A 26,119-nucleotide genomic window follows, 5' to 3' on the forward strand; every position below is an offset into this window, starting at 1 on the left:
GGATCGGCACACCGCTATCCCGCGACCCGGTTCCCTGGTCCTGCGCTCCTACCGACACGACCACACAGACTACGAGCGGTCGAGTCACTCGAAACAGTCGATGAGGTGCATCTCACGTCGGGTGCGCGGTACCGATCAGGTGTGGGGGTGGTGGAGCGGGCGCCCGTACTCCGCGGCGAGCAGGGCGAGGGCGACGGCACCGGCAAGCAACCCGAAGTCGCGCAGTGCGACGTCGTAGTACCCGGACAGCGTGACCAGGTTGACGATGATCCCGGCCAGCCAGGCCGCGACGACCCAGGCACCGATCCGCGGCGCCACGGCGACGAGGATTCCTGCGACCACTTCGATCACGCCGACGGCGTACATGCCCTGCTGCGCCGTTCCCGGCAGGATGCCGTCGATCCACGGCGCCAGGTAGTTCGGCCAGTCGGTGAGCCAGTTCGTGAACTTGTCCAGCCCGAACAGGATGGGCGCCACGGTGAAGACCGTGCGCAGCACGAGAAAGGCCTGATAGCCGGGGTCGGCCAGGGTGTGCGAACCGTGGCTGACCTCGTGGGGTGTGTTGGTAGTCATGACGACTCCTTCTAAAATCTATGTGTATTGACTATAGAATTCCCGGCAGAATTAAGTCAACGATTTTCGGTTTTACAATGGGTCCATGGATGACACTCCACGCTCGGACGTCTCCGCCGTCTCCTCCCTCGACGAGCCGGTGCGCAGGCGGGTGTACGACCACGTGCGCGCGCAGATGACGCCGGTCAGCCGCGACGACGTCGCCGAGGCGCTGGGCCTCGCCCGCTCGACGTCCGCGTTCCATCTCGAGAAGCTGGCCGACGAGGGGCTGCTGGCGGTCGAGTTCGCGCGGCGCGGGGGACGCTCGGGTCCGGGCGCGGGACGGCCCGCCAAGCTCTACCGACGATCCGACCGTGAGTTCTCCGTACACCTGCCCGAGCGTGCGTACGCGCTCGCCGGGGAGTTGTTCGCCCGGGCGATCGAGGACGCCGATGCCACCGGCACATCACCGCGGGCCGCCCTCGCGGCGCTTGCGCAGGACTTCGGCCGCGGCCTCGGCGCCGACACGGGATGCACGGACGCCGACCTGGTCGCGGCGCTCGCGACGTGCGGTTACGAACCGCGCCTCGCCGACGGCACCATCGTCCTGGTCAACTGCCCGTTCCACGCGCTCGCCCGGCAGCACACGGACATGGTGTGCGGAATGAACCTCGCGCTGCTGTCCGGACTCCTCGACGGCGCGGGATGCGAGGATCGCCGCGCCACATTGGCACCCGCCGAGGGGTACTGCTGCGTGCGGATCGAAGGCGGGGAGCCGGGCCGATCCGCACGTGAGTGACAATGCGTGCCCCGGGACGCTTCGGCACTCACGTGGGGTGGGCGCCGACGACGACGGTGGCGTCCATGTCGTCCGACGTCTCGATCCGGGTGGTCAACCCGGCATCCGCGAAAGCCTTCGCGGTGAGAGGGGCCTGACTCTCGCTGGTCTCGATCAGTAGATGACCACCGGGCGCGAGCCAGTCGCGCGCCGCGAGGGTCACCCGCCGCTGGATGTCGAGCCCGTCCACGCCACCGTCGAGTGAGACCCGTGGTTCGTGGAACCGCGCCTCCGGTGGCATCAACCGGATCGCGTCGGTGGGCACGTACGGGGCGTTGGCCACCAGGATGTCGATGCCTCCCCTCAGCGTGGTGGGCAAGGGTTCGTACAGGTCGCCCTCGAACACCCGGCCGGGGTCCGCGACGTTGCGTCGCGCGCAGCGGACGGCGGCGGGGTCGATGTCCACCGCGTACAACTCGATGCCGTCGAGCGTCTCGGCGAGCGCGGCCCCCACCGCGCCCGAACCGCAGCACAGGTCGACCACGACAGCGTGCGGGCACGCGAGGGCGGCGGCCTGCTCGACGAGGAACGCGGTACGACGACGCGGCACGAACACCCGCGGATCGACTGCGATCCGGAGCCCGCAGAACTCGGCCCAGCCGAGGACGTGTTCGAGGGGGACACCGGCGACGCGGCGGTCCAGCATCGACGCGAGTTCGTCGGACGTCCGGGCCGCGGAGACGATCAAGCGGGCCTCGTCCTCGGCGAACACACAGCCGGCGGCGCGAAGCCTCGTGACGAGAACGAATTCGAGGGACGGTGAGAGAGACACTGACATGGGAGAGCCTTCCGGAATGCCGAGGGGCGCTCTCCCGGTCACCTTATGTCGGTACGACCGCGCGGTCGCGAAGTGAGAGCACCCGACCTGAACGAACGGACACCGGTCTCACCTCCTCGATACGGATCCTGCTCGGAGTCGCCACACTACCTCCACGAGCGCTCGGCGGGCAGCCGAATAACCGGAAGTGGTGTGGACCGGAGCAAGGGCGGGTACCCCATGTGGCCTGGCCGAATTGACCAGGGAGATCGATCGAAGGTGATGCTCGGACCGCTGCCTCCGCATGGTGGTGGCGGATACAATCGAGGTTTCCGCGCTACGTACGGCGGATCTCGGATAGGACCCCCGATATGGCCGATCAGGCGAAGCTCCTCGACTATCTGAAGCGAGTCACCGCGGAGCTCTACCAAGCGCGGGAAAAGCTCCGCGAGGTCGAGGGCGTGAGCCGCGAACCGATCGCCGTCATCGGTATGGGCTGCCGGTACCCCGGCGGGGTGCGATCGCCGCAGGACCTGTGGCGCCTGGTGGAGTCGGGCACCGACACCGTCGCGGGGTTCCCCGACGACCGGGGCTGGGGCCTGGCGGACCTCTACGATCCGACGGCGGAGCAGGCCGGCAAGACCTACACGGTGCAGGGCAGCTTCCTCGACGACCCGGCGGGGTTCGACCCCGAGGTCTTCGGCATCTCGCCGCGCGAGGCGCTGGCGATGGACCCGCAGCAGCGACTTCTCCTCGAGACGAGCTGGGAGACGTTCGAACATGCCGGCATCGATCCGCGGTCGGTGCACGGCCGCCAGGTCGGCGTCTTCACCGGGCTGTCCGGCATCGACTACGCGGCGCGAGCGGGCGGCATGCCGCCCGAAGACCTCGAGGGGTACTTCATCACCGGCAACGCCATGAGCGTCGCGTCCGGCCGCGTGGCCTACAGCTTCGGCCTGAACGGGCCCGCGATCACGGTGGACACCGCGTGCTCGTCGTCGTTGGTGTCCATCCACCTCGCCATGCAGGCGCTGCGCAGCGGCGAGTGCGAGCTGGCGCTGGCGGGCGGGGCGACTGTCATGGCGACCCCCGCGGTGTTCGTGGAGTTCAGCCGCCAGCGCGGACTGGCCCGGGACGGCCGGTGCAAGGCATTCTCCGCCGCAGCGGACGGCACGGCGTGGGGCGAGGGCGCGGGGATGGTCGCGTTGGAACGACTGTCCGACGCAGAGCGCAAGGGTCGCCGGATACTGGCCGTCATCCGCGGCAGCGCGGTGAACCAGGACGGCGCCAGCAACGGCCTGACCGCCCCGAACCGGCAGGCTCAGGAGCGGGTGATCGCGCAGGCTCTGGCCAATGCGGGAATCGGCCCGGGCGATGTCGACGTGGTCGAGGCGCACGGCACCGGCACGAAACTGGGCGATCCGATCGAGGCGTCCGCCCTGCTGGCCGGTTACGGCCGCGACCGCCCCGCCGACCGGCCGCTGTGGCTCGGCTCGGTGAAGTCGAACCTCGGGCACACCCAGGCGGCCGCCGGCGTCGCCGGGGTGATCAAGATGATCATGGCGATGCGGCACGGCGTCCTGCCGAAGACACTGCACGTCGACCGGCCGACACCGCACGTCGACTGGTCCGCCGGTTCGGTCTCGTTGCTCACCGAGAATCGGGAGTGGCCGGGGTCCGCTCGGCCCCGGCGGGCGGCGGTCTCGTCGTTCGGCATCAGCGGCACCAACGCACACGTCGTCCTGGAGGAGTCCCCACCGGTCGAGCCACCGGCGGGTGAATCGTTTACTCCCCCGGACGAAGTCGTGGCCTGGTTCGTCTCGGGTCACACCGAGCTCGCACTGCGCGCCCAGGCCGAGCGGTTGCGCGACTACGTCACCGAGCACCCCGGCTTGACGCCCGCCGCGGTGGCAGGCGCACTGCTGGGTTCGCGTGCCACATTCGATCACCGCGCCGCGGTGATCGGCGCGCGCCCTCAGGGCCTGCTGAACGGCCTCGACGTACTCAGCCGAGGCGCGCCCAGCGCCGACGTCGTCACCGGCGTGGCGTTGGAAGCCGGCGACCGGCCGGTGTTCGTCTTCCCCGGCCAGGGTTCGCAGTGGGTGGGCATGGCCACCGAACTCCTGGACACGTCGCCGGTGTTCGCCGACACCGTGCGGGAGTGCGCCGACGCGCTGGCCCCGTACACCAACTTCTCGCTGCTGGACGTGTTGCGCGACCGCGATCCCGCGGCGCTGGACCGGGTCGACGTGGTGCAACCGGCGCTGTTCGCGATGATGGTCGGTCTCGCGGAACTGTGGCGTTCCCACGGCGTCGAACCGGCGGCCGTCGTCGGACATTCGCAGGGCGAGATCGCGGCCGCCTATGTCTCGGGCGCGCTGAGCCTTTCGGACGCAGCGCTCGTCGTGGCCGCGCGCAGCAGGGTGATCGGCGCGTCGGCCCGGCGGGGCGGCGGGATGGCCTCGGTGGCACTGCCGGCGGACACCGTGCGGGAGAAGATTCAGCCCTGGGCGGGCGCCGTCGAGGTCGCGGCGATGAACGGGCCGTCCGCGACGGTGATCTCCGGACCCGTCGACGCCCTCGACGCCCTGATCGGGCAGTTGCAGGGCGACGGCGTCCAGGCCAGGCGGATCGCGGTGGAGTACGCGTCGCACTGCGCGGACGTCTCCGTCCTGCGTGAACCCATTCTCGATGTCCTCGCGTCCATCACTCCCCGCCGGTCGCGAATTCCGTTCTACTCGTCGGTGACCGGTGGTGTGCTGGACGGCACCGCACTCGACGCGGACTACTGGTACCGCAATCTGCGACGGACGGTCCGGTTCGAACAGGCGACGAGATCGCTGGCCGCGGACGGGTATCGACTGTTCGTCGAGTCGTGCAGCCACCCCGTCCTGACCGTGCCGTTGCAGGAAACCCTCGACGCGGCGGGCGTCGCCGGCCGAGCCATCGGGACCATCCGGCGCGACCGCGCGGGCCTGCGCCAGTTCACCGCCGCACTCGCCGAGGCGCAGGTGTACGGACTGCATGTCGAGTGGGATCGGGTGAGCTGGGCTCGGCACGACGATCGGCAGCAGTGGGTGGACCTCCCCACGTACGCCTTCCAGCACCGCCGCTACTGGCTGGAAAGTCCGGTGCCGCAAGGCGATTTCGCGTCGACGGGAATGGAAACGGGGGGGCATCCGATGCTCGCCGCGTCGGTCGAGCTCGGTGACGGCCGGGGCGCGGTGTTCACGGGTCTGCTGTCGCCACAACGCCTTCCATGGCTGAGCGACCACGGTGTCAGCGGCACGGTCATTCTGCCGGGCACGGCTTTCGTGGAGCTCGCCCTGCACGCGGGGAACCGCGTGGGGTGCGGCCGGCTCGAAGAACTCACCATCGAAGCACCCCTGGTGATTCCCGCCGAGGGTGAGGCAGCATTGCAGGTGAGCGTGCTCGCCGACGGCGAATCGGGTCGATCCACGGTGTCGGTGCACTCCCGGCCTGCCGATGCCGCGCAGGACACCCCGTGGACCCGGCACGCCACCGGCACGCTCACGGTGGCCGTGGACACCGCCGACTTCCCCGAACAGCAATGGCCGCCTGCCGATTCGACGCCGATCGACGTCCGAGGTCTGTACGACGTGCTCGACGATGCCGGCTACGAGTACGGCCCGGCCTTCCGTGGTCTCCGGGCGGCCTGGCGGCGCGGCGACGACCTGTACGGCGAGGTGCGACTGAGCGGAGAGGACCCGGTTGCGGCGGTCGCGGGATACGGGATCCACCCGGCGGTGCTCGACGCGGCGCTGCACGTGATTGCGCTCGGAGCCGCAGACTCCGGTGTCCGGCTGCCGTTCGCCTGGGACAAGGTGCAACTGCACGCGGTGGGCGCCACCGCCTTGCGCGTTCACGTCACCACGACCGGACCCGAGCGCTACCGGGTCTCCGCGTACGACGCGGCAGGCAGACCGGTGCTGACCGCCGAATCGCTGGCGCTGCGGCCGCTCGGGGACGCGGGTGTGCCTGCCGCCCGGGTCCGGGACAGCCTCTACCGCGTGGACTGGATGCCGGTGGGTGCGTCCAGCACGGCTCCGGCGGACCTGATGCCGCTCGAGGAGGCGCTTGCCGGCGGTGATCCGGAAGGTCGCGTGCTGTGGCTCGACCGCGATCCGGGCGACGAACCGGACATCCCCGCTCGTGCGCACGCCGCCGCGGAGGCGACGTTGCGGGCGGTCCAGTCCTGGCTCCGCGAGGATCGCCTGGCCGAGACTCGCTTGCTGGTCACGACGAGGCTCGCGGTGGCGGTCCGCGACGACGAACCGGTCGACGACGTGTCTGCCGCCCCCGTGTGGGGGCTGATCGGCGCGGTGCAGAACGAGCACCCGGACCGCATCACGCTGGTCGACCTGGACGTGCCCGCCGGTGATCCTTCGTTGATCTCCATGGCCCTGGCCTGCAACGAGCCTCAGCTGGCCATCCGGGACGGTGTGTTGCTGGCGCCCATGCTCGCCGCGGTGACGCCCGCCGCGGCGGCGCCCGCCGCGGCGGCGCCCGAACCGGGACCCGCACTCTTCGGCCCGGACGGCACGGTCCTGATCACCGGCGGCACCGGGACCATCGGCAGACTGATCGCCCGTCACCTCGTCGCGCGGCACGGGGTGCGCCGACTGGTGCTGACCGGCCGGCACGCGCTCGATGCCGAGGGGGCGGCCGAACTGCGTGCCGACTTCGCCGAGTCGGGGGTGGAGGTCAGAGCTGCCGCCTGCGACGTGGCCGACCGCGCCGCGGTGGCCGCTCTCCTTGCCGGCATTCCCGACCTGTCCGGCGTGATCCACGCCGCCGGGGTGCTCGAGGACGCCACCGCCGCCAGCTTGACCGAGGACCAGTTGCACGCCGTCCTTCGTCCCAAGGTGGACGGTGCCTGGCATCTGCACGAACTCACCCGGGATCGCAACTTGTCGGCGTTCGTACTGTTCTCCTCCGCGGCGGGTGTGCTCGGCGGCGCAGGCCAGGCGAACTATGCGGCGGCGAATGTCTTCCTCGACGCACTCGCGCAGCACCGCCGCGCCCGCGGGCTGCCCGCGACGTCCATGGCCTGGGGACTGTGGGACCGGCCCAGCGGGATGACGTCCCATCTGAATGCGGCCGATCTCGACCGGTTGCAGCGCAGCGGCATCGACACCATCAGCCCGGAGTCGGGTCTGGCCCTGTTCGACGCTGCTCTCGCCGTGAACCGTCCGTTGATCGTGCCGATCCGGCTCTCGACGCGGGCCTCTCGATCCGAGGGTGAGTCGCTGCCGCCGATCCTGCGCCGGGTGCTCGGGGTCCGTCGTCGCCGCACCGCTGCCGCCGATTCCCCGACCGGCCTGGCCGAGGAGTTGCGGGCACTGGACCCCGGCGAGCGGCACAGCCGGGTGCTGGACATCGTCACCACCCACGTGGCGGCCGTACTGGGTCACGAAGGCAAGGAGGCGATCGACCCGGAACGTGCCTTCAAGCAACTCGGTTTCGACTCGCTGACCGCCGTGCAACTGCGCAATCAGCTGGCGACCGCCACCGGTGTGCGACTGGCCGCGACGGTGGTGTTCGACCATCCCACCGCAGACGCGCTGACGCAGGAACTGGTGGCGCGCCTGCTCGGGGACGATGCGGCTCCGCAGCCGGCCGGTCCGACACGTGCCCGCAGGGACGACGATCCGATCGTGATTGTGGGAATGGCGTGCAGATACCCCGGCAAGGTGTACTGCCCGGAGGACCTGTGGCGGCTCGTCCGCGACGGCCGCAACGCCGTGGGCGCGTACCCTCACAACCGGGGCTGGAATCTCGACGAGGTGTACGACCCCGACCCGAACCGGGCCGGTACCACGTACATGAAGGAGGGCGGGTTCCTCTACGACGCAGACGAATTCGATGCCGCGTTCTTCGGCATCAGCCCGCGCGAGGCGATCGCGATGGACCCGCAGCACCGGCTGCTCCTCGAGAGCGCCTGGGAAGCCTTGGAGCAGGCAGGAATCCGGCCGACCGCTCCCGGCCTCACCGACACCGGCGTGTACGTCGGGCTGATGGGCGGCGACTACGGCTTCCATCTGATGACTCAGCGCAACGTCGACGCCGAGGGCTATCTGATGACCGGGACGAGCAACAGCGTGGCGTCCGGCCGGATCTCCTACTCCCTCGGCTTCACCGGTCCCGCGGTCACCGTGGACACGGCCTGCTCGTCGTCGCTGGTGGCCATGCATCTCGCGGCGCGGGCGCTCCGCGACGGGGAATGCACGCTGGCGCTGGCCGGTGGGGCGACGGTGATGGCCACACCCGGTGTGCTGATCGAGTTCAGCCGCCAGCGCGGGCTCGCCTCGGACGGACGCTGCAAGCCGTTCTCCGACCGGGCCGACGGCACCGGGCTCAGCGAGGGCGCGGGAATGGTGGTGCTGGAGCGGCTCAGCGACGCCCGGCGCAACGGCCACCGGGTGCTGGCGATCATCCGCGGATCGGCGGTCAACCAGGACGGGGCGTCCAACGGATTGACCGCCCCGAACGGGCCGTCCCAGGAACGGGTCATCCGCCAAGCGCTGGCCGACGCCGCGCTCGGCCCCACAGACATCGACGCCGTGGAGGCACACGGCACCGGCACGACGCTCGGCGACCCGATCGAGGCGCAGGCGCTGCTGGCCGCGTACGGGCAGGGCCGGGAGGGCCGGCCGCTCTGGCTCGGCTCCGTCAAGTCGAACATCGGCCACTCCCAGGCGGCGGCGGGCGTCGCAGGCGTGATCAAGATGGTGATGGCGATGCGGCACGGGGTGCTGCCACCGAGCCTGCACGGCGACGTCCCCACCCGGCACGTCGACTGGACCGCGGGCGAGGTCTCGCTGCTCGCCGAATCGGTTGCCTGGCCGGAGACCGGACGGCCCCGTCGGGCGGCCGTCTCGTCGTTCGGCATCAGCGGCACCAACTCACACATGATCCTCGAACAGCCGCCCGAGGACGCGGCGCCGGAGGTCTCGCCGCCGTCGGCGTCACCACTGGTCTGGGTGATCTCCGGAAAGACCGGGGATGCAATGCGGGCACAGGCCACCCGGCTGGCGGAGTTTCTCGACACGGACGAGTCCGAACTCCCGGATCCGGCCGACCTCGCCTACTCGCTGGCCACCACCCGATCCGGTTTCACCCACCGCGCCGCGGTGATCGGAGAAACACTGGCCGACCTGCGCGACGGCCTCGCCCGGATCGTCACGAGTCGACCCGGCGGCAACGTCGTCACCGGGACGAGCGCCCGCGGCAAGACGGCCTTCATGTTCACCGGCCAGGGTGCTCAACGCATCGGGATGGGCCGCGGCCTCTACGACGCCTACCCGGTGTTCGCGAGGGCACTGGACGAGGTGTGCTCCGCACTCGACGAGCACGTGGAAACCCCCGTACGGCAAGTAATCTGGGACGAGTCGGACGGTGGCGGCGCGAAGCTCGACAGCACCGAGTACACCCAACCGGCACTGTTCGCCATCGAGGTCGCGCTCTATCGGCTGCTGCGGGACTGGGGCATCACGCCCGACTATGTGATCGGCCATTCGATCGGCGAGATCACCGCGGCACACGTCGCGGGGGTGTTCAGCCTGCCCGATGCCGCCGCTCTGGTGGGTGACCGTGGGCGGTTGATGCAGTCGACCAAACCGGGTCTGATGATCGCCGTACGGGCACGCGAGGAGGACATCCTGCCGCGGATCGACGGCCGCGTCGATCTCGCGGCCGTCAACGGCGCCGAATCCGTCGTTCTCGCGGGCGCCGAACGCGACGTGCACGCCGTCGCATCCGAACTGTCCTCCGCCGGACTGAAGACCACGACCCTGCGGGTCGAGCGGGCCTTCCATTCGACCCTGATGGACCCCATCCTCGACCAGTTCGCCGCCGTGGTGGCGAGGCTGACGGTGCAGCCGCCGAAGATTCCGGTCGTCTCCAACGTCACCGGGCGCGTCGCCACCGCCGACGAACTCATGTCCCCGGAGTATTGGACCCGACACATCCGGCACGCGGTGCGTTTCCACGACGGCGTCTGCGCCCTCGACGAACTCGGCGTCACCCGCCTCGTCGAAGTCGGTCCCGGCGCGGCCCTGGCGGCACTGGCTGCCGAGGTCGTCCCGAACACGATCGCCACGCTGCCCGGGCGCGGGGACGAAACACACGGGATCATCGAGGCGGTCGCCGCCGCCTACGTGCAGGGCGCAACGATCGACTGGGACCGGGTACTGCCCGGTCGCCGCCGGGTGGCCCTGCCCACCTATGCATTCCAGCGCCGCTCCTACTGGCCGACGGCGTCCACCCGGCACACCGGCGATCCGACCGAACTGGGTCTGACCCCGGCCGATCATCCGCTGCTCGGTGCCGCGGTCACGCTCGACGACGACTCGACACTGTTCACCGGACAGCTGTCGCTGCACCGGGATCCATGGCTCGTGCCACCGACGATCGACGACGGCGACCAGCCGTCGACCGGCGACGCGAAGACGCTGTTGCCTGCGGTGCCGGTCGAACTCGCCTTGCACGCGGCCCACTATGTCGGTCTCGACCACATCGACGAACTCACCCTGCACCAGCCGCTCGTCCTCCCGCCATCGGGACTGGCCTCGATTCGCGTGCTCGTCTCTCCGCCCGGCACCGACGGCGCTCGCACCGTCACGATCTCGTCGAAGCCGGGAGACATCGACGGTCCGGACAGCTGGGTTCGGAACGCCTCGGCGACGATCGACGACGTCGTCGGCCCTGCCGCCGGAGTGCCGCACCAGGACCCGGGCGACACCGAGACCGAGGTGCGCCTCGACGAGGGCACCGACACGAGTGGATTCGGCATCCACCCGGAACTGCTGCAGGCGGCCATCGAACCGCTCCTCGGGTGGGACGGCTGGCCGCTGACCTGGTCGGGGATCCGTCTGCACACCGTCGGCGCAGAGGCGATGACCGCCCGGTTCACTCCCGACGAGGACGGACGGTACCGCGTTGCCGCCGTCGACCCCGCGGGCGAGCCGGTGCTGACCGTCGATGCGCTGCGGGTGGCCCAGCGGGCGGTCGACGGGCAGGACGCGGGCAGGTCGGCGTCTCTGCGACTGCACCGGGCGGCCTGGATCCCGGTGGAGGTGGCCTCGTCCGAACGGCCCCTCGGACCGGCGGTCGTCCTCGGCGCCGAGGGGTTCGGCGACCCGGGTGTGGGTTCGACGTTCCCGCGTTACCCCGACCTCGAGGCGTTGCGGACCGCGATGGAGTCCAGGCCGGACGACGACGACCTGCGTCCGTGGACGGTGCTGGTCGGGTGTGCGACCGAGGGTGACCACGGTCCGGACGCGGCCCACGACCTGTGCGCTCGGGTACTGCGACTGCTCCAGGAGTGGCTCGACGACGAGGCCGTCGCCGACAACCCGCTAGTGATCGTGACGCGCAACGCCATGGTCACCGACGACGGGCAGGACCACGACGCCCGTCCCGACCTCGCCGCCGCGGCGGTGTGGGGTCTCGTCGGCTCCGCACAGAACGAGAACCCGGACCGGTTCGTGCTGATCGACCTCGACGACGCATCCGACGCCGAGGCCGCGATCACGTCGGCATTGGCGAGCGGGGAACCGCAATCGGCGGCCCGGACCGGCACCTTGCGCGCACCTCGGTTGCGGCGCATGCCCGCCGTCGACGAATCGACAGCGTTCGATCCCGGCGGCACCGTTCTGGTCACCGGCGGCACCGGCACGGTCGGATCTCTCGTGGCCCGGCACCTGGTGACCGGGCACGGGGCACGGCACGTGCTGCTGACCAGCCGGCGCGGACCCGACGCCGAGGGCAGCGACCCACTGCGCCGCGAACTGAGCGGTCTGGGCGCCGAGGTGAGCATCGTCGCCTGCGACACCGCGGACGAGTCGGCGGTCGCCGCGCTGCTGGCCGGAATACCGCCCGAACACCCACTCACGGCGGTGATCCACGCGGCCGGCGTGATCGACGACGGCACCCTCGCGTCGCTCACCCCCGAGCGGCTCGACGCGGTCCTGCGGCCGAAGGTCGACGCGGCCTGGAACCTGCACCGGCTGACCGCGAACAGCGACGTTCGGGCGTTCGTCATGTTCTCGTCGCTCGCCGGCATCCTCGGCGCTCCCGGGCAGGCGAACTACGCGGCCGCGAACATGTTCCTCGACGCCCTCGCCCATCACCGTCACGCCCTCGGGCTGCCCGGGCTCTCGATCGCGTGGGGCATGTGGGCGACACCCAGCGCCATGACCGACAACCTCGGCGCGATCGACCTCGCCCGAGCCCGCCTCAGCGGAATGATTCCGATGCCCGCAGCCGACGGCCTGGCCCTCTTCGACAGCGCGCTGGCTGCCGGTGCACCCACGGTCGCGGCCGCACGGTTCGACCACTCCGGTTCGGCCGCACCGTACGTTCCCGCCCCGCTGCGTGGCCTGATCCGGGAATCGCGGCCGCACGCCGCGGGGTCGGACGCGGTCGTGACCGGAGCGAGCGGGTCCGGGCCGTCGGATTGGGCGCAGCGCCTCGCCGACCGGTCGATCCCCGAACAGCGGCACCTGATGCTCGATCTGGTGCGGGGCGGGGCAGCCACGGTGCTCGGCTACGACGCATCGGACTCGGTGGACCCCGACCAGGCGTTCAAGGAACTCGGCTTCGATTCACTGGCGGCCGTGGCGCTCCGCAATCATCTCGGTGCCGCCACGGGGCTGCGGTTGCCGCCGACAATGGTGTTCGACCACCCGAGTCCGCGTGCCGTCGCCGAGTTCCTGCGCTCGGAACTCGTCCCGGATCCGATGTCCGTCGCTCTCGCCGACGTCGACCGGCTTCGCGCGACCATCGCCGAACTCGGCGAGGACAGCGAGGCGCGGTCGGCCATCGCGCAGCGCCTCGGAAGTCTGCTGGCGGAGGTCGGCACGTCCGACGATGCACATGCGGCCGCGGTCGACAAGATTCACGCCGCGACGAGTGAGGAGATCCTCGACCTCATCGACCGCGGTCTCTGACCCGGAACAGTGCGGGTGATCGCCGCCGGGAACACCGGCCCCGCAGGCGATACGATCGTCGCCGTCACAGGCCTCGAAAGGAATCACACGCCCCATGCGCCGCACCCTTGCTCTGACCGCCCTCACCGTCTGCTCCGCGGCACTCCTCACCGCCTGCGGTGGCGACAGCGACACCGCCGCCGCCCCCGAGACGACGTCCGCCTCGGCTTCCGTTGCGGCGAGGACGACTGCCGCCACCGCCCCCGGCAGCCGCGTGTTCTCGGTCGCCGACGACCCGCAGACGGCCGCCGACTACCTGGCCTACCTGCGTGCGAACAACCAGACCGTCACCAACGACGACCTGGCGGTCCATCAGGCCGGTGAGATCTGCACCGCCCTCGACGCAGGCAAGCCCCTCGATCAGGTGCGTGAGGAGTGGACGCCGATGCTCACCAACGACGGCGTCTACCCGTACATCATCGGCGCGATCACGCGGTACTGCCCCGATCACGAGAACGTTCTCAACTAGTAGGCGCTTCGCGCCCGTGCGCCTTTCTGGTTGTCGGAGCTACCAAAAAGGCGCACGGGTGGCGGAGCCGCTGCCTTGGGAATACCTGGACGCAGCGGGTGTTACACACCATGAAGTAGTTGAACAATCAATTACCTGAGTACGAGGAGACACCCCATGCCTGCCGTGACGGTCGACAACATCCTTGCCCTGCCGCGTATCGACGCACCCGCTCCCGACGCCGTCGACCGCCCGGTCCGTTCGCTCACCACCGCTCCCGTCGGATACGAGGGCGAAGGCTTCCCCGTCCGCCGCGCGTTCGCAGGCATCGACCTGTCGGCCCTCGACCCGTTCATCCACATGGACCAGATGGGCGAGGTCGACTACGCACCCGGTGAACCCAAGGGGACACCGTGGCATCCGCACCGCGGCTTCGAGACCGTCACCTACATGATCGACGGCATCATGGAGCATCAGGATTCCAACGGCGGCGGCGGGACCATCGGTGGCGGCGACACCCAGTGGATGACCGCGGGCGGCGGCATCCTGCACATCGAGACCCCACCCGAGCACCTGGTGATGAGCGGTGGCCTGTTCCACGGCGTCCAGCTGTGGGTGAACCTGCCGCGCGACCACAAGATGGCCGCGCCCCGCTACCAGGACATCACCGGTCAAAAGGTGGCCCTGCTGTCCTCGACGGATGGCGGCGCGCTCGTTCGCGTGATCGCCGGCGACGTGGACGGACACCACGGACCCGGGTCCACGTACACGCCGATCAGCCTCGTCCACGCGACGATCGCACCGGGCGCCAGCCTGACGCTGCCGTGGAACCCCGAGTTCAACGCGCTCGCCTACGTCCTCGCGGGCGAGGGGCTCGTCGGGTCCGAGCGCCGTCCGATCCGCATGGGCCAGACGGCCGTCTACGGGCGCGGTGACACCCTGACGATCGCCGCGGCCGACACACAGGATTCGCGGACCAAGTCCTTCGAGGTGTTCCTCCTCGGCGGCAAGCCGATCCGCGAGCCCGTCGCGATGGCCGGACCGTTCGTCATGAACACCAAGGCCGAGGTGCTGCAGGCGTTCGAGGACTTCCAGGCCGGCCGCCTGGGTTCCGTTCCGGCAGCACACGAGACGCTCGACTGACCCCACGTGAGTGGCAAAGCGTGCCGGGGCACACAATGCCACTCACGTGCGGAAGGCCCTGCACGACAGACGGTTCGGCGCCCGATCAGGGGCGCCGGATCTTCGCGTCGATACGGTGGATACGCAGGTCGCCCTGCGGGATCCGGAACGTCTCGACCACCCGGACCGTCACGAGGGTGCGGCCGAACAGTCCGGCGTCGAGGAGGTAGTCGACGGTGACGTTTTCGCCGTCGACCGACCACACACAGTCGCGGATCGCCCGGATCACCCGGTACTGGGGACCGCCGGACAGGCTTCGGCGCAGGTGATTTCCGGAGAATGCCGTCTTCAGCCCCACCTCGTACCGCACAGCCCGCGGCTCGATGGGCACCGAGTTGCCGTCGTGGCTGAGCAACGCGTCCAGGTAGGCCCGGGCGACATCGACCTGTGTGTTCATGTCAGTAGTCGAACATTTCGGCCGCGGCGAGCACCAGCGTTTCCGCGTCGTCGCAGCTAGGCGCGGACGCCGCCACGGACGCCGTCAGCCGATTGCTGCGTTTGTCCCGTTCGCTCACCGGACTCGACGGCCGGTTCGTGTCGAACACCGCACCCGGGTAGAAGTAGTAGTGGCATTCGAGTGCGTCCCGGAAGTACGTGAACGTCTTGCCGTCGAGTTCGACCGATTCGGGGCCGCCGGTCTGCGACGGTTCGGGCGACAGCGCCAGTTGCACGGACGCCGCGTCGCCGCCGCGGAGGGTCAGAAGGCACTCGTAGGGACGGCTGCCGGGGGCGAATGTCTCTACTCCCCGTCCGGACATCTTCTCGATCGCCCGGCACGGATCCTGCTGTGCGAGAGGGATATCCGAACGCACCGGCACCGGGGTGCGCAGCCTGTCCGCGACCGATCCGAGCACGGTGCGGGCCTCCGCGCAGTCGTCGCCGGCGGCGGAGTCGCCCGTTCCGCCCGCCCCGTCGAGGTACGAGACGTGCCCCCACCGCCCAGCGGCGTCGTCCGGCACCCCCGGAACCGGGGGCAGCGAGAAGTAGAGGGTGCACGTGCCCGGGAGCGCGCCGACCGCGGGACGCACCTCGATTCCCGACGTCGCCTCGCCCGCACCGGTTTCTTCCGTGGGTTCGCGTTCGCCCACCGTCACCTCGACCCAGACGGGGTTGGCGGGCGTGCCGCGGGGAGGCACCAACTCCGCGTGGCACGTCGACAGATCGCCGACCGGCCCGAACGCGGTGACCTGCCCGAGCGAGGCGACCAGATTCTCGTCGAGCAGTCCGCACGGGGCGATGTCTCGGGCCGCGGCGGCGACGGCCAACTCGACGCGGCTGTGGTCGCTGACCGGCAGGCCGTAGATCGGCTCGCCGACCCCGGCGACGCTCGGCGCCCCCTCCACCACCCCGGCACACGACACCAGCAGCGTCGCAAAAAGCGCGGCCACCAGCGGTGATACCACCGTCGCGCTGCGGCCCACCGCTCTCTCCTCACTCGGACTTCGAACCCCGGCACGCGAACGATGGTGCCCGGAGTACAGTGCTGAGTATGCAGCGCGCACTACTCCTTGGTTGCCGCGACGGGGTCTGATCCAGACTGGCTTCCCGTCGCGGGGTTTCGCGTGCGCCGGTCGACACAGCCGTTGGACTCAGAAAGTCCACATCGAACCTGGAGATCAATCCCATGTCCCCCGCTGACGCCTTTACCTCCGGATCGCGCACCATCACGCCGCCTTCCAAGCCTGCTCCCTCCGATCAGCCGAACTGGAACACGCAGAAGAATTCGTCGATGCCGACGTTCCGCTACCGCTCCTTCTCCGAGGAAGTGGAGCCGGTGTCGCTGCCGGACCGCTCGTGGCCCGACAAGATCATCGACCGCGCGCCGCAGTGGTGCGCCGTCGATCTCCGTGACGGCAACCAGGCGCTGATCGACCCGATGAGCCCCGCCCGCAAGCGCCGCATGTTCGAACTGCTGGTGCGGATGGGCTACAAGGAGATCGAGGTCGGCTTCCCGTCGGCGAGCCAGACGGACTTCGACTTCGTCCGCGAGATCATCGAAGACGGCGCGATTCCGGACGACGTCACCATCCAGGTGCTCACGCAGTCCCGGCCGGAACTGATCAAGCGCACGTTCGAGGCCTGTGAAGGCGCGAACAAGGTGATCGTCCACTTCTACAACTCGACGTCCATCCTGCAGCGCCGGGTGGTGTTCAAGGCCGAGCGCGACGTGATCAAGAAAATCGCGACCGACGCGGCGACCCTGGCCCTCGAAGAGGCGAAGAACTACCCCGACACGCAGTGGCGCTGGGAGTACTCCCCCGAGTCGTACACCGGCACGGAACTCGCGTACGCCAAGGAGGTGTGCGACGCCGTCACCGAGGTGCTGCAGCCGACGCCGAAGAACCCGGTGATCCTGAACCTGCCCGCCACCGTCGAGATGGCGACGCCCAACGTGTACGCCGACTCCATCGAGTGGATGCACCGCAACCTGGCCCGCCGCGACTCGGTCATCCTGTCGCTGCACCCCCACAACGACCGCGGCACCGGCGTGGCCGCCGCTGAGCTGGGCTACCAGGCCGGCGCCGACCGCATCGAGGGCTGCCTGTTCGGTAACGGTGAGCGCACCGGCAACGTCTGCCTGGTCACGCTCGGACTCAACATGTTCACCCGGGGCGTCGACCCGCAGATCGACTTCTCGAACATCGACGAGATCCGCCGCACGGTCGAGTACTGCAACCAGCTGCCCGTCCACGAGCGTCACCCGTACGGCGGCGACCTCGTGTACACCGCGTTCTCCGGCAGCCACCAGGACGCGATCAACAAGGGTCTCGACGCCATGAAGTTCGACGCCGACTCGCAGGACTCGGACGTCGACGACATCCTGTGGGCGGTTCCCTACCTGCCGATCGACCCCAAGGACGTGGGCCGCACGTACGAGGCCGTGATCCGAGTCAACTCGCAGTCCGGCAAGGGCGGCGTCGCGTACATCATGAAGGCCGATCACGGGCTGGTGCTGCCGCGCCGCCTGCAGATCGAGTTCTCGCAAGCGGTCCAGCGGATCACCGACGGTGAGGGTGGCGAGGTGTCGCCCAAGGAGATGTGGGACGTCTTCCACGAGGAGTACCTGGCTCCGATCACGCCGCTCGAGCGGATGAAGCAGAAGGTGACGGCGTCCGAGGAGGACGGCGGCACCGACTCCATCACCGCGACTGTGAAGGTCGACGGCAAGGAGCACGAGATCTCGGGTTCGGGCAACGGCCCGCTCGCCGCGTTCGTCGACGCTCTCGCCACCGTCGACTTCGATGTGCGCGTTCTCGACTACTCCGAGCACGCCATGTCGGCCGGTGACGACGCCCAGGCGGCCGCGTACGTCGAGTGCGCCGTGACCGCTCCCGACGGACGGAACACCGTGGTCTGGGGTGTCGGCATCGCGACGTCGATCACCACCGCGTCGCTGCGCGCCGTCGTTTCGGCGGTCAACCGGGCGCACTGACCGCTTCCCGACCCTCGCTGCCGCAGGCGCGCACCACGCGCACCTGCGGCAGCGTCGTTTCCGCCCGCGGAAAGCGGCTCCCTCCGGCCGCCGGGTGACTACCCTGGTAACGGAGTCCACACCGGACCCGAACCGCCTCGGACCCTTCGGGGGGCGTCGTGAATCTGGCATTTCAACAGCATCGCCCGGTCCGTCCGTTTCCGGCCCGGCGCCGCTCCAAGGGCAGCTTCTTCTACAAGATGATCACGACGACGGATCCCAAGGACCTGGGGATTCTGTACCTGGTCACGTCGTTCGTCTTCTTCCTGGCCGGCGGTTTGATGGCCTTGCTGATCCGCGGCGAACTCGCCGTCCCGGGTTTGCAGTTCCTGTCGAACGAGCAGTACAACCAGCTGTTCACGATGCACGGCACGATCATGCTGCTGCTGTACGCGACGCCGATCGTGTTCGGGTTCGCGAACTACATCCTGCCGCTGCAGATCGGCGCCCCCGACGTCGCGTTCCCCCGTCTCAACGCGTTCAGTTACTGGGCGTTCCTGTTCGGCGGCACCATCGCGATCGCGGGCTTCATCACCCCTGGGGGCGCCGCGGACTTCGGCTGGACCGCGTACTCGCCGCTGACGAGCGCGCTGCACTCGCCGGGGGTCGGCGCCGATCTGTGGATCATGGGGCTGGCGCTGTCCGGCCTCGGCACCATCCTCGGCGGTGTCAACATGATCACCACCGTCATCTGCCTGCGAGCCCCGGGCATGATCATGTTCCGGATGCCGATCTTCACGTGGAACATCTTCGTCACCAGCATCCTGATCCTGGTGGCGTTCCCGATCCTCACCGCAGCGCTGATGGGCCTGTTCGTCGACCGGCATCTCGGCGGGAACCTGTACGACCCGGCCACCGGCGGTGTGCTGCTGTGGCAGCACCTGTTCTGGTTCTTCGGTCACCCCGAGGTGTACATCGTGGCGCTGCCGTTCTTCGGGATCGTCACGGAGATCTTCCCGGTCTTCAGCCGCAAGCCGGTGTTCGGGTACAGCGGGCTCGTCTACGCGACGATCGCCATCGCGGCCCTCTCGATCGCCGTGTGGGCGCACCACATGTACGCGACGGGCGCGGTGCTGTTGCCGTTCTTCTCGTTCATGACGTTCCTGATCGCGGTGCCCACCGGGGTGAAGATCTTCAACTGGATCGGCACCATGTGGAAGGGGCAGCTGACGTTCGAGACCCCCATGCTGTTCTCGCTCGGCTTCCTCATCACGTTCATCTTCGGCGGCCTCACCGGTGTCATCCTCGCGAGCCCGCCGCTGGACTTCCACGTCACCGACAGCTACTTCGTCATCGCCCACTTCCACTACGTGCTGTTCGGGACGATCGTCTTCGCCACGTACGCCGGCATCTACTTCTGGTTCCCGAAGATGACCGGACGCATGCTCGACGAGCGTCTCGGCAAATGGCATTTCTGGACCACGTTCACCGGTTTCCACGGCACGTTCCTCGTCCAGCACTGGCTCGGCGCCGAGGGGATGCCGCGCCGCTACGCCGACTACCTGCCCTCGGACGGCTTCACGGTCCTCAACTCGGTCTCCACGGTGTTCGCGTTCGTCCTGGGCGCGTCGACCGTGCCGTTCGTCTGGAACGTCTTCAAGAGCTACCGCTACGGCGAGGTGGTGACCGTGGACGACCCGTGGGGGTTCGGCAACTCCCTCGAGTGGGCGACGACGTGCCCCCCGCCGCGGCACAACTTCACCGAGCTGCCGCGGATCCGCTCCGAGCGTCCCGCGTTCGAACTGCACTATCCGCACATGGTCGACCGGATGCACCGCGAGGCACACGTCGGCGTGCGGGGCGCGGTGGCGCACGCGACCGAACCCGCGACCGCCGACCCGAAGATGAACCGCCAGTAACGTCCGCGTGAAAGTTCCCTTCCCCGAGAACTTCTCGAGGAACCGGACGAAACCGACTCTGTGACAACGGGTTGCAGATACATCTCCGGACGACGCCCAGTTCGCCCGAATTCCGGCCTCATTACTCTCTCGTAGGGTCGACACGCAAGTCCTTGAACGCTTGACAAGCCGATCGGGACCTCGCAGAAGTTACGCGCGGGTACATTTTTTCGACGTTATGCTCGCATTCCCCGAGCATCGGTCCCGCAATGGCGCAGGTCCGACGATCGCGTTCGGGGCGCCCCTGGAGGTAGTCAAGTGGGTTGTGCAGGGGTGCACTTGTCCGCGAAGGCGGCACCCAGTCCTCGGCGGACATGGCCTTGGCCATCGAAACACTCTGCGGATCAATGAGTTTTACGGAAACGGAGCGATAACAGATGTTCAAGCGAATAGCGATAGTCAACCGCGGCGAAGCGGCGGTCCGCCTGATTCGTGCGGTGCGCGAACTGAACGCCGAGCACAACTACGGCATCCGCACGATCGCCCTCCACACCGAGGCAGAACGCCGCGCGATGTTCGTTCGGCAGGCCGACGAGGGTGTGTGCTTGCGCACAGTCAAGACCGGCACGGCCTACCTCGATCACGCCGAGCTGGCCCGCGCGCTGCGCGAGAGCAAGGCCGACGCCGTGTGGGTCGGCTGGGGCTTCGTCGCCGAGGATCCCGCGTTCGTCGAGGTCTGCGAGCAGCTCGGCATCACGTTCATCGGCCCGCCCGCCGAATCGATGCGCCTGCTGGGCGACAAGGTGGAGGCCAAGCTCCTCGCCGAGAAGGTGGAGGTCCCGGTCGCGCCGTGGAGTGGCGGCCCCGTCGCCACCCGCGCCGACGCCCGCCGTCACGCCCAGGCCATCGGCTACCCGCTCATCATCAAGGCCCGCTCGGGTGGCGGTGGCCGCGGTATCCGCAAGGTGTGGTCGGAGGACGAACTCGAACTCGCGCTCGAGCGCACCCAGGGTGAGGCCCAGCGGTCCTTCGGCGACCCCGTCGTGTTCATCGAACGACTGGTCACCGACGCACGCCACGTCGAGGTACAGGTAATTGCCGACAACTTCGGCAACGTCTGGGCTCCCGGTGTGCGCGACTGCTCCATCCAGCGCAAGAACCAGAAGGTCATCGAGGAGTCCAGCTCGCCGCTCCTCACCACCGAGCAGGCGAACCATCTGCGCACCGTCTCCGCCGAGCTCGTGCGCGCCGCCGGCTACCGCGGCGCCGGCACGGTCGAGTACCTGTACCAGCCCGAGCAGAAGACGTTCACGTTCCTCGAGGTCAACACCCGCCTGCAGGTCGAGCACCCCATCACCGAGGCCACCACGGGCATCGACCTGGTGAAGCTGCAGATCCTCGTCGCCAGCGGTGAGCCGCTGGTCGGCGACTGCCCGCCCGAGTTCGGTCACGCCGTCGAGGCCCGCCTCAACGCGGAGGACGCCGCCAACGGCTTCGCTCCCGCGCCCGGCGCCGTGCAGCTGCTCAAGTTCCCGCTCGGCAGCGGTCTCCGCGTCGACACCGGCATCGCCCAGGGCGACATCATCCCGCCCGACTACGACTCGATGGTCGCCAAGGTCATCGCCTGGGGTCGCGACCGCTCCGAGGCGCTCGCGCGTCTGCGCACCGCTCTCCGCGAGACCACGGTCGTGCTGCAGGGCGGCACCACCACCAAGTCGTTCCTGCTGGATCTGCTGGACCGCGAAGAGGTCATCTCCGCGTCCGCCGACACCGGCTGGCTGGACCGCACCGACGCAGGCACCTCCAACGTCCCGTCCCGGACCGCGGATGTCGCACTGATCGCCGCCGCCATCGACGCCTACGACGCCGAGGAGAAGCTCGAGCGTGAGGCGTTCCTGTCGTCCGCTCGCGGTGGACGCCCCCGCGCCGGCCACGCCATCGGCCGCAAGGTGGAGCTCAGCTACCAGGGCCAGGCCTACGGACTCACCGTCACGCAGGTCGGCGCCCACACCTACCGCGTCGACGGGGACGCCCCCGAGACCGAGGTCGAGGTCGACCGCCTCAGCGAGTTCGAGAGCCGCCTGGTGATCGGCGACCGCCGCCACCACGTCGTCTCGGTCGCAGGCCGCGCCCAGTACCTCGTCGAGGTCGACGGCATCAGCCACCAGATCAGCCAGGACGAGGCCGGCGTCGTCCGCGCACCGGCTCCTGCAGTCGTGGTCGCGGTGCCCGTGTCCGTCGGCGACGAGGTCGAGGTCGGCGCCACGCTGGTCGTCCTCGAGAGCATGAAGATGGAGACCGCGGTCCGCGCCCCCGTCGCAGGCAGGGTGCGGGAAGTTCTCGCCATGGTCAACTCCCAGGTCGACGCCGGAACGGCACTGCTGCGCGTCGAGGAGAGCTCCGAGGAGTCCACCGCTCCGAAGTCGCCTCGCGTCGAGTTCGATCTCGGTGCTCCCGCTTCGCACGGGAACACCCGGGCCGACGCCCTCGAGCAGATCGACGCGCTCGCCGCGCTGCTCACGGGTTACGACGTCAGTGCGAAGCGGGCCGGAGTGCTCCTCGCCGAGTACGAGAAGCTGCGCGCCGAGATCGCGGGCGACCCGGATCTCGTGCAGGCGGAGCTCGCCCTGCTGAACACGTTCGCGGACATCTGCGAGATCGGACGTAACCGTCCGACCGCCGACGAGGAGGACGGTGACGAGCGCGTCCACAGCCCGCGCGAGCACTTCCACACCTACCTCCACACCCTCGACGTCGAGCTCGAAGGCCTGCCCGAGTCGTTCACGACCCGGCTGTCGCGGGCACTGCGCCACTACGACGTCACCGACCTCGAGCGCACCGCCGAGCTGGAGGAGGCGGTCTACCGCCTGTTCCTCGCGCAGCAGCGCATGGACAACCAGGTTCCCGTCATCGCCGCCCTGCTCGATCGGTGGCTGAACGAAAAGAACGCTCCCGGCCGCGCACCCAGCGGACTCGGTGAGGTCCTGGACCGGCTGATCATCGCCACCCAGGTCCGTTACCCGGTGATCGGCAACGTCGCCCGCAACGTGCGGTTCCGGTTCTTCGACGAGCCGCAGATCCGCAAGGCCCGCGAGCAGGTCTACGACGGCGTCCGCGGCAGCCTCGAGTACCTCGCCGAGCGTCCCGACGCCGCCGACTACCAGGAACGCCTCGAGGCACTGGTCGCCACCCCTCAGTCGCTGACCGAGCTCCTCGGGCAGCGGATCGCACGCAAGAGCACGACCGTCGGGCCGCTGCTCGAGGTCGTCACCCGTCGCTACTACGACATCCGCACGCTCGAGGACGTCACGTCCTTCGACCGCAACGGACGGCGTTTCGTCACCGGCAACTTCGATCTGCTCGGCGAGCGCCTGAACCTGGTGTCCGCCGTCGCCGAGTACGCCGAACTGCCCGGTGCGCTCGACGAGATCGGTGCCGTCGCCGCGGAGAACCCCGACAACCTCGTCCTCGACCTCTACCTGTCGTGGACCGCACCGCCCGCCGACCCGAACACCATGTCCGAGGACCTGCGGAAGGCGCTGGCTGCACTGCCCCTGGCCGCGACCTGCCGCCGGGTCACGGTGTCCGTCTTCGGCGGAACCGACATGGACGTCCGCAAGTTCACGTACCGCCCGGACGCAGGTGTCCTGGCGGAAGAGAAGCTGATCCGGGACATGCACCCGCTCACCGGCCAGCGACTCGACCTGTGGCGCCTGAAGAACTTCGACGGCACCCGCCTCCCCGCGGTCGCCGACACGTTCCTGTTCAACCTGGTCTCGCGCGACAATCCCACCGACGAACGCCTCATCGCGCTCGCCGAGGTCCGCGACATCACGCCGGTCCGCAACGAAGACGGCCAGGTCATCGGTGTTCCCGCCGCGGAACGCGTCCTGCAGTCGTGCCTCGACGGCATCCGCCGGGCGCAGGCCACCCGCGGCAGCAAGCGCAAGCTCGACGCCAACCGCGTCGTGCTGTACGTGTGGCCGAAGATCGACGTCCCGGTCGAGGACCTCGAGGCGTTCGCCCGGGTCGCGGCACCGCTCACCGCGGGCGCCGGACTCGAGGAGATCACCGTGATCGCCCGGCTCCAGGGCGAGCCCGGCACGGAGTCGCGGGAGAAGGCTCTGCGCTTCTCCTACCGCACCGGCGCCGGCGTGGTCGTCAAGGTCACCGAGCCGCCGACCGAGCCGCTGCAGCCGCTCGACGCGTACACGCAGAAGGTCCGCAGCTCACGTGCCCGCGGCACCGTCTACCCGTACGAGCTGATCCCGCTGCTCACCGGCCGCGACGGCAGCTTCGTCGAGCACGACCTGGACGAGTCGGGACAGCTGGTTCCCGTCGAGCGTCCGTACGGGCAGAACAAGGCCGGCCTCGTCGTCGGTCTGGTCACAGCCCGCACCGACCGGCATCCCGAGGGAATGACCCGCGTCGCGCTCTTCGGTGACCCGACGAAGGCACTGGGCACCGTCGCGGAAGCCGAGTGCGCCCGCCTCGTCGCCGGTGTGAACCTGGCCGAGAAGCTGGGGGTGCCGGTCGAGTGGTTCGCGCTGTCGTCCGGCGCGACGATCTCCATGGACAGCGGCACCGAGAACATGGACTGGGTGTCCCGCGGCCTGCGTCGCCTCATCACGTTCACGCAGAACGGTGGCGAGGTCAACGTGATCGTGGCCGGCATCAACGTGGGTGCGCAGCCCTACTGGAACGCCGAAGCCACGATGCTGATGCACACCAAGGGCATCCTCGTCATGACGCCGGACAGTGCCATGGTGCTCACCGGTAAGAACTCGCTCGACTACTCGGGTGGCGTCTCGGCCGAGGACAACTTCGGTATCGGCGGTTACGACCGCGTGATGGGCCCGAACGGTGAGGCGCAGTACTGGGCGCCGAACCTGCCCGCCGCGTGCGAGATCCTGTTCGCGCACTACGACCACGCATATGTCGTTGGCGGAGAACGCTTCCCGCGTCGGGCGCAGACCAGCGACCCGATCGGGCGCGACGTGCGGTCCTTCCCGCACATCCACCCGTCCAGCGACTTCACCACGGTCGGCGACATCTTCTCCGCGGAGACGAACCCGGAACGCAAGAAGCCGTTCGACATTCGCACGGTGATGCGTTCACTCGTCGACCAGGACCACACGGTGCTGGAGCGGTGGGCCGACATGGCGGACGCCGACACGTCCGTCGTGTTCGACGCACACCTCGGCGGTTACCCGGTGAGCGTCATCGGCATCGAGTCGCGGGCCATCGCCCGTAAGGGATGGTCGCCGGCCAACGGTCCCGACCAGTGGACCGCGGGAACGCTGTTCCCGCAGTCGTCGAAGAAGACGGCCCGGGCGATCAACGCCGCCAGCGGGAGCCGTCCGCTCGTGGTGCTGGCCAACCTGTCCGGCTTCGACGGTTCCCCGGACTCGCTGCGGCACATCCAGCTCGAGTACGGTGCCGAGATCGGCCGCGCCATCGTCAATTTCGACGGCCCGATCGTGTTCTGCGTCGTCTCCCGCTACCACGGTGGCGCGTTCGTGGTGTTCTCCGGAGCACTGAACGACAACATGGAGGTGCTGGCGGTCGAGGGTTCGTTCGCGTCGGTCCTCGGTGGTGCCCCCGCCGCGGCCGTGGTGTTCACCCGCGAGGTCAACTCTCGGGTGGCAGCCGACCCGTCGATCCGGGAGCTCGAGGCCAACCTGGCGGGCGCCCAGAACGACGCCCAGCAGGCTCACCTGCGGGTGGAGCTGGCGGCCCAGCAGGCTGCGGTGCGCAACGAGAAGCTCGGTGAGGTCGCGGCCGAGTTCGAGGCCGTGCACAACATCCAGCGGGCACAGCGGGTCGGCTCCGTCGACGCCGTCATCCCGGCCGTCGAGCTGCGTCCGTACATCATCGGTGCGGTCGAGCGCGGCATGCGCCGGGCGGTCGAAGCAGGCAAGTAGTCCCCACCCGAACGGCCGCGGCACCTACCGGGTGTCGCGGCCGTTCGGCGTTTCCGCGACCGTGGGCGGGAAGTCTGCACCGGCCGCATTTCACCT

The 26,119-nt window shown here is 69.3% G+C and carries 11 protein-coding genes; 7 read left to right on the top strand and 4 right to left on the bottom strand.

All coding sequences use genetic code 11. The annotated features are described in order from the left end of the window. Positions 1-135 precede the first annotated feature (135 nt). Entirely contained in the window at positions 136-573 is a 438-nt protein-coding gene (locus tag ACFWAY_RS02840; RefSeq protein WP_378450698.1) for a hypothetical protein, read from the bottom strand. An 85-nt stretch (positions 574-658) separates the two neighbouring features. Between ACFWAY_RS02840 and ACFWAY_RS02845 the strand changes: the two genes are divergently transcribed. Further along, positions 659-1,351: a helix-turn-helix transcriptional regulator gene (locus ACFWAY_RS02845; RefSeq protein WP_378450699.1), complete on the top strand. Its 693-nt coding sequence runs from the start codon at positions 659-661 to the stop codon at positions 1,349-1,351. Between the two features lie 28 nt (positions 1,352-1,379). Here the strand turns inward: ACFWAY_RS02845 and ACFWAY_RS02850 are convergent, their stop codons facing one another. Then, positions 1,380-2,168: a putative protein N(5)-glutamine methyltransferase gene (locus ACFWAY_RS02850; RefSeq protein ID WP_378509764.1), complete on the bottom strand. Its 789-nt coding sequence runs from the start codon at positions 2,166-2,168 to the stop codon at positions 1,380-1,382. Between the two features lie 350 nt (positions 2,169-2,518). Between ACFWAY_RS02850 and ACFWAY_RS02855 the strand changes: the two genes are divergently transcribed. The 3 genes from ACFWAY_RS02855 (at position 2,519) to ACFWAY_RS02865 (ending at position 14,750) form a co-directional block, all read left to right on the top strand. Next, a complete protein-coding gene (locus ACFWAY_RS02855) occupies positions 2,519-13,120 on the top strand; it encodes an SDR family NAD(P)-dependent oxidoreductase (RefSeq protein ID WP_378509765.1) in 10,602 nt (3,533 codons plus the stop codon). Between the two features lie 94 nt (positions 13,121-13,214). Continuing rightward, positions 13,215-13,628 carry a DUF732 domain-containing protein gene (locus tag ACFWAY_RS02860; RefSeq protein WP_378450702.1) on the top strand — a complete coding sequence of 138 codons (414 nt, stop codon included), beginning with the start codon at positions 13,215-13,217 and terminating at the stop codon, positions 13,626-13,628. 156 nt (positions 13,629-13,784) lie between these two features. Next, the gene (locus tag ACFWAY_RS02865; protein ID WP_378509766.1) at positions 13,785-14,750 is read left to right on the top strand and encodes a pirin family protein; all 966 of its coding nucleotides are present in this window, start codon (positions 13,785-13,787) and stop codon (positions 14,748-14,750) included. An 85-nt stretch (positions 14,751-14,835) separates the two neighbouring features. On the opposite strand, the gene ACFWAY_RS02870 is transcribed toward ACFWAY_RS02865, so the two are convergent. Together ACFWAY_RS02870 and ACFWAY_RS02875 are read right to left on the bottom strand one after the other, a co-directional pair. Continuing rightward, positions 14,836-15,186 (bottom strand): hypothetical protein, encoded by a 351-nt coding sequence (locus ACFWAY_RS02870; RefSeq protein WP_378450704.1) that lies wholly within the window; start codon positions 15,184-15,186, stop codon positions 14,836-14,838. 1 nt (position 15,187) lies between these two features. Beyond that, positions 15,188-16,210 (bottom strand): hypothetical protein, encoded by a 1,023-nt coding sequence (locus ACFWAY_RS02875; protein ID WP_378450705.1) that lies wholly within the window; start codon positions 16,208-16,210, stop codon positions 15,188-15,190. Between the two features lie 203 nt (positions 16,211-16,413). Here ACFWAY_RS02875 and leuA point away from each other — a divergent pair, with 203 nt between their 5' ends. The 3 genes from leuA (at position 16,414) to ACFWAY_RS02890 (ending at position 26,023) form a co-directional block, all read left to right on the top strand. Beyond that, positions 16,414-18,222 (top strand): 2-isopropylmalate synthase, encoded by a 1,809-nt coding sequence (leuA, locus tag ACFWAY_RS02880; protein ID WP_378509767.1) that lies wholly within the window; start codon positions 16,414-16,416, stop codon positions 18,220-18,222. Positions 18,223-18,380: 158 nt separating this feature from the next. Continuing rightward, a complete protein-coding gene (gene ctaD, locus ACFWAY_RS02885; RefSeq protein ID WP_378450707.1) occupies positions 18,381-20,120 on the top strand; it encodes a cytochrome c oxidase subunit I in 1,740 nt (579 codons plus the stop codon). A gap of 416 nt (positions 20,121-20,536) precedes the next feature. Then, on the top strand, positions 20,537-26,023 hold the full coding sequence (locus tag ACFWAY_RS02890; RefSeq protein WP_378450708.1) for a biotin carboxylase N-terminal domain-containing protein: 5,487 nt from the start codon (positions 20,537-20,539) through the stop codon (positions 26,021-26,023). The last annotated feature ends 96 nt before the right edge of the window (positions 26,024-26,119 follow it).

It is taken from the genome of Rhodococcus sp. NPDC059968 (assembly GCF_042738615.1).
In the GTDB taxonomy this organism is placed as follows: domain Bacteria; phylum Actinomycetota; class Actinomycetes; order Mycobacteriales; family Mycobacteriaceae; genus Rhodococcus_F.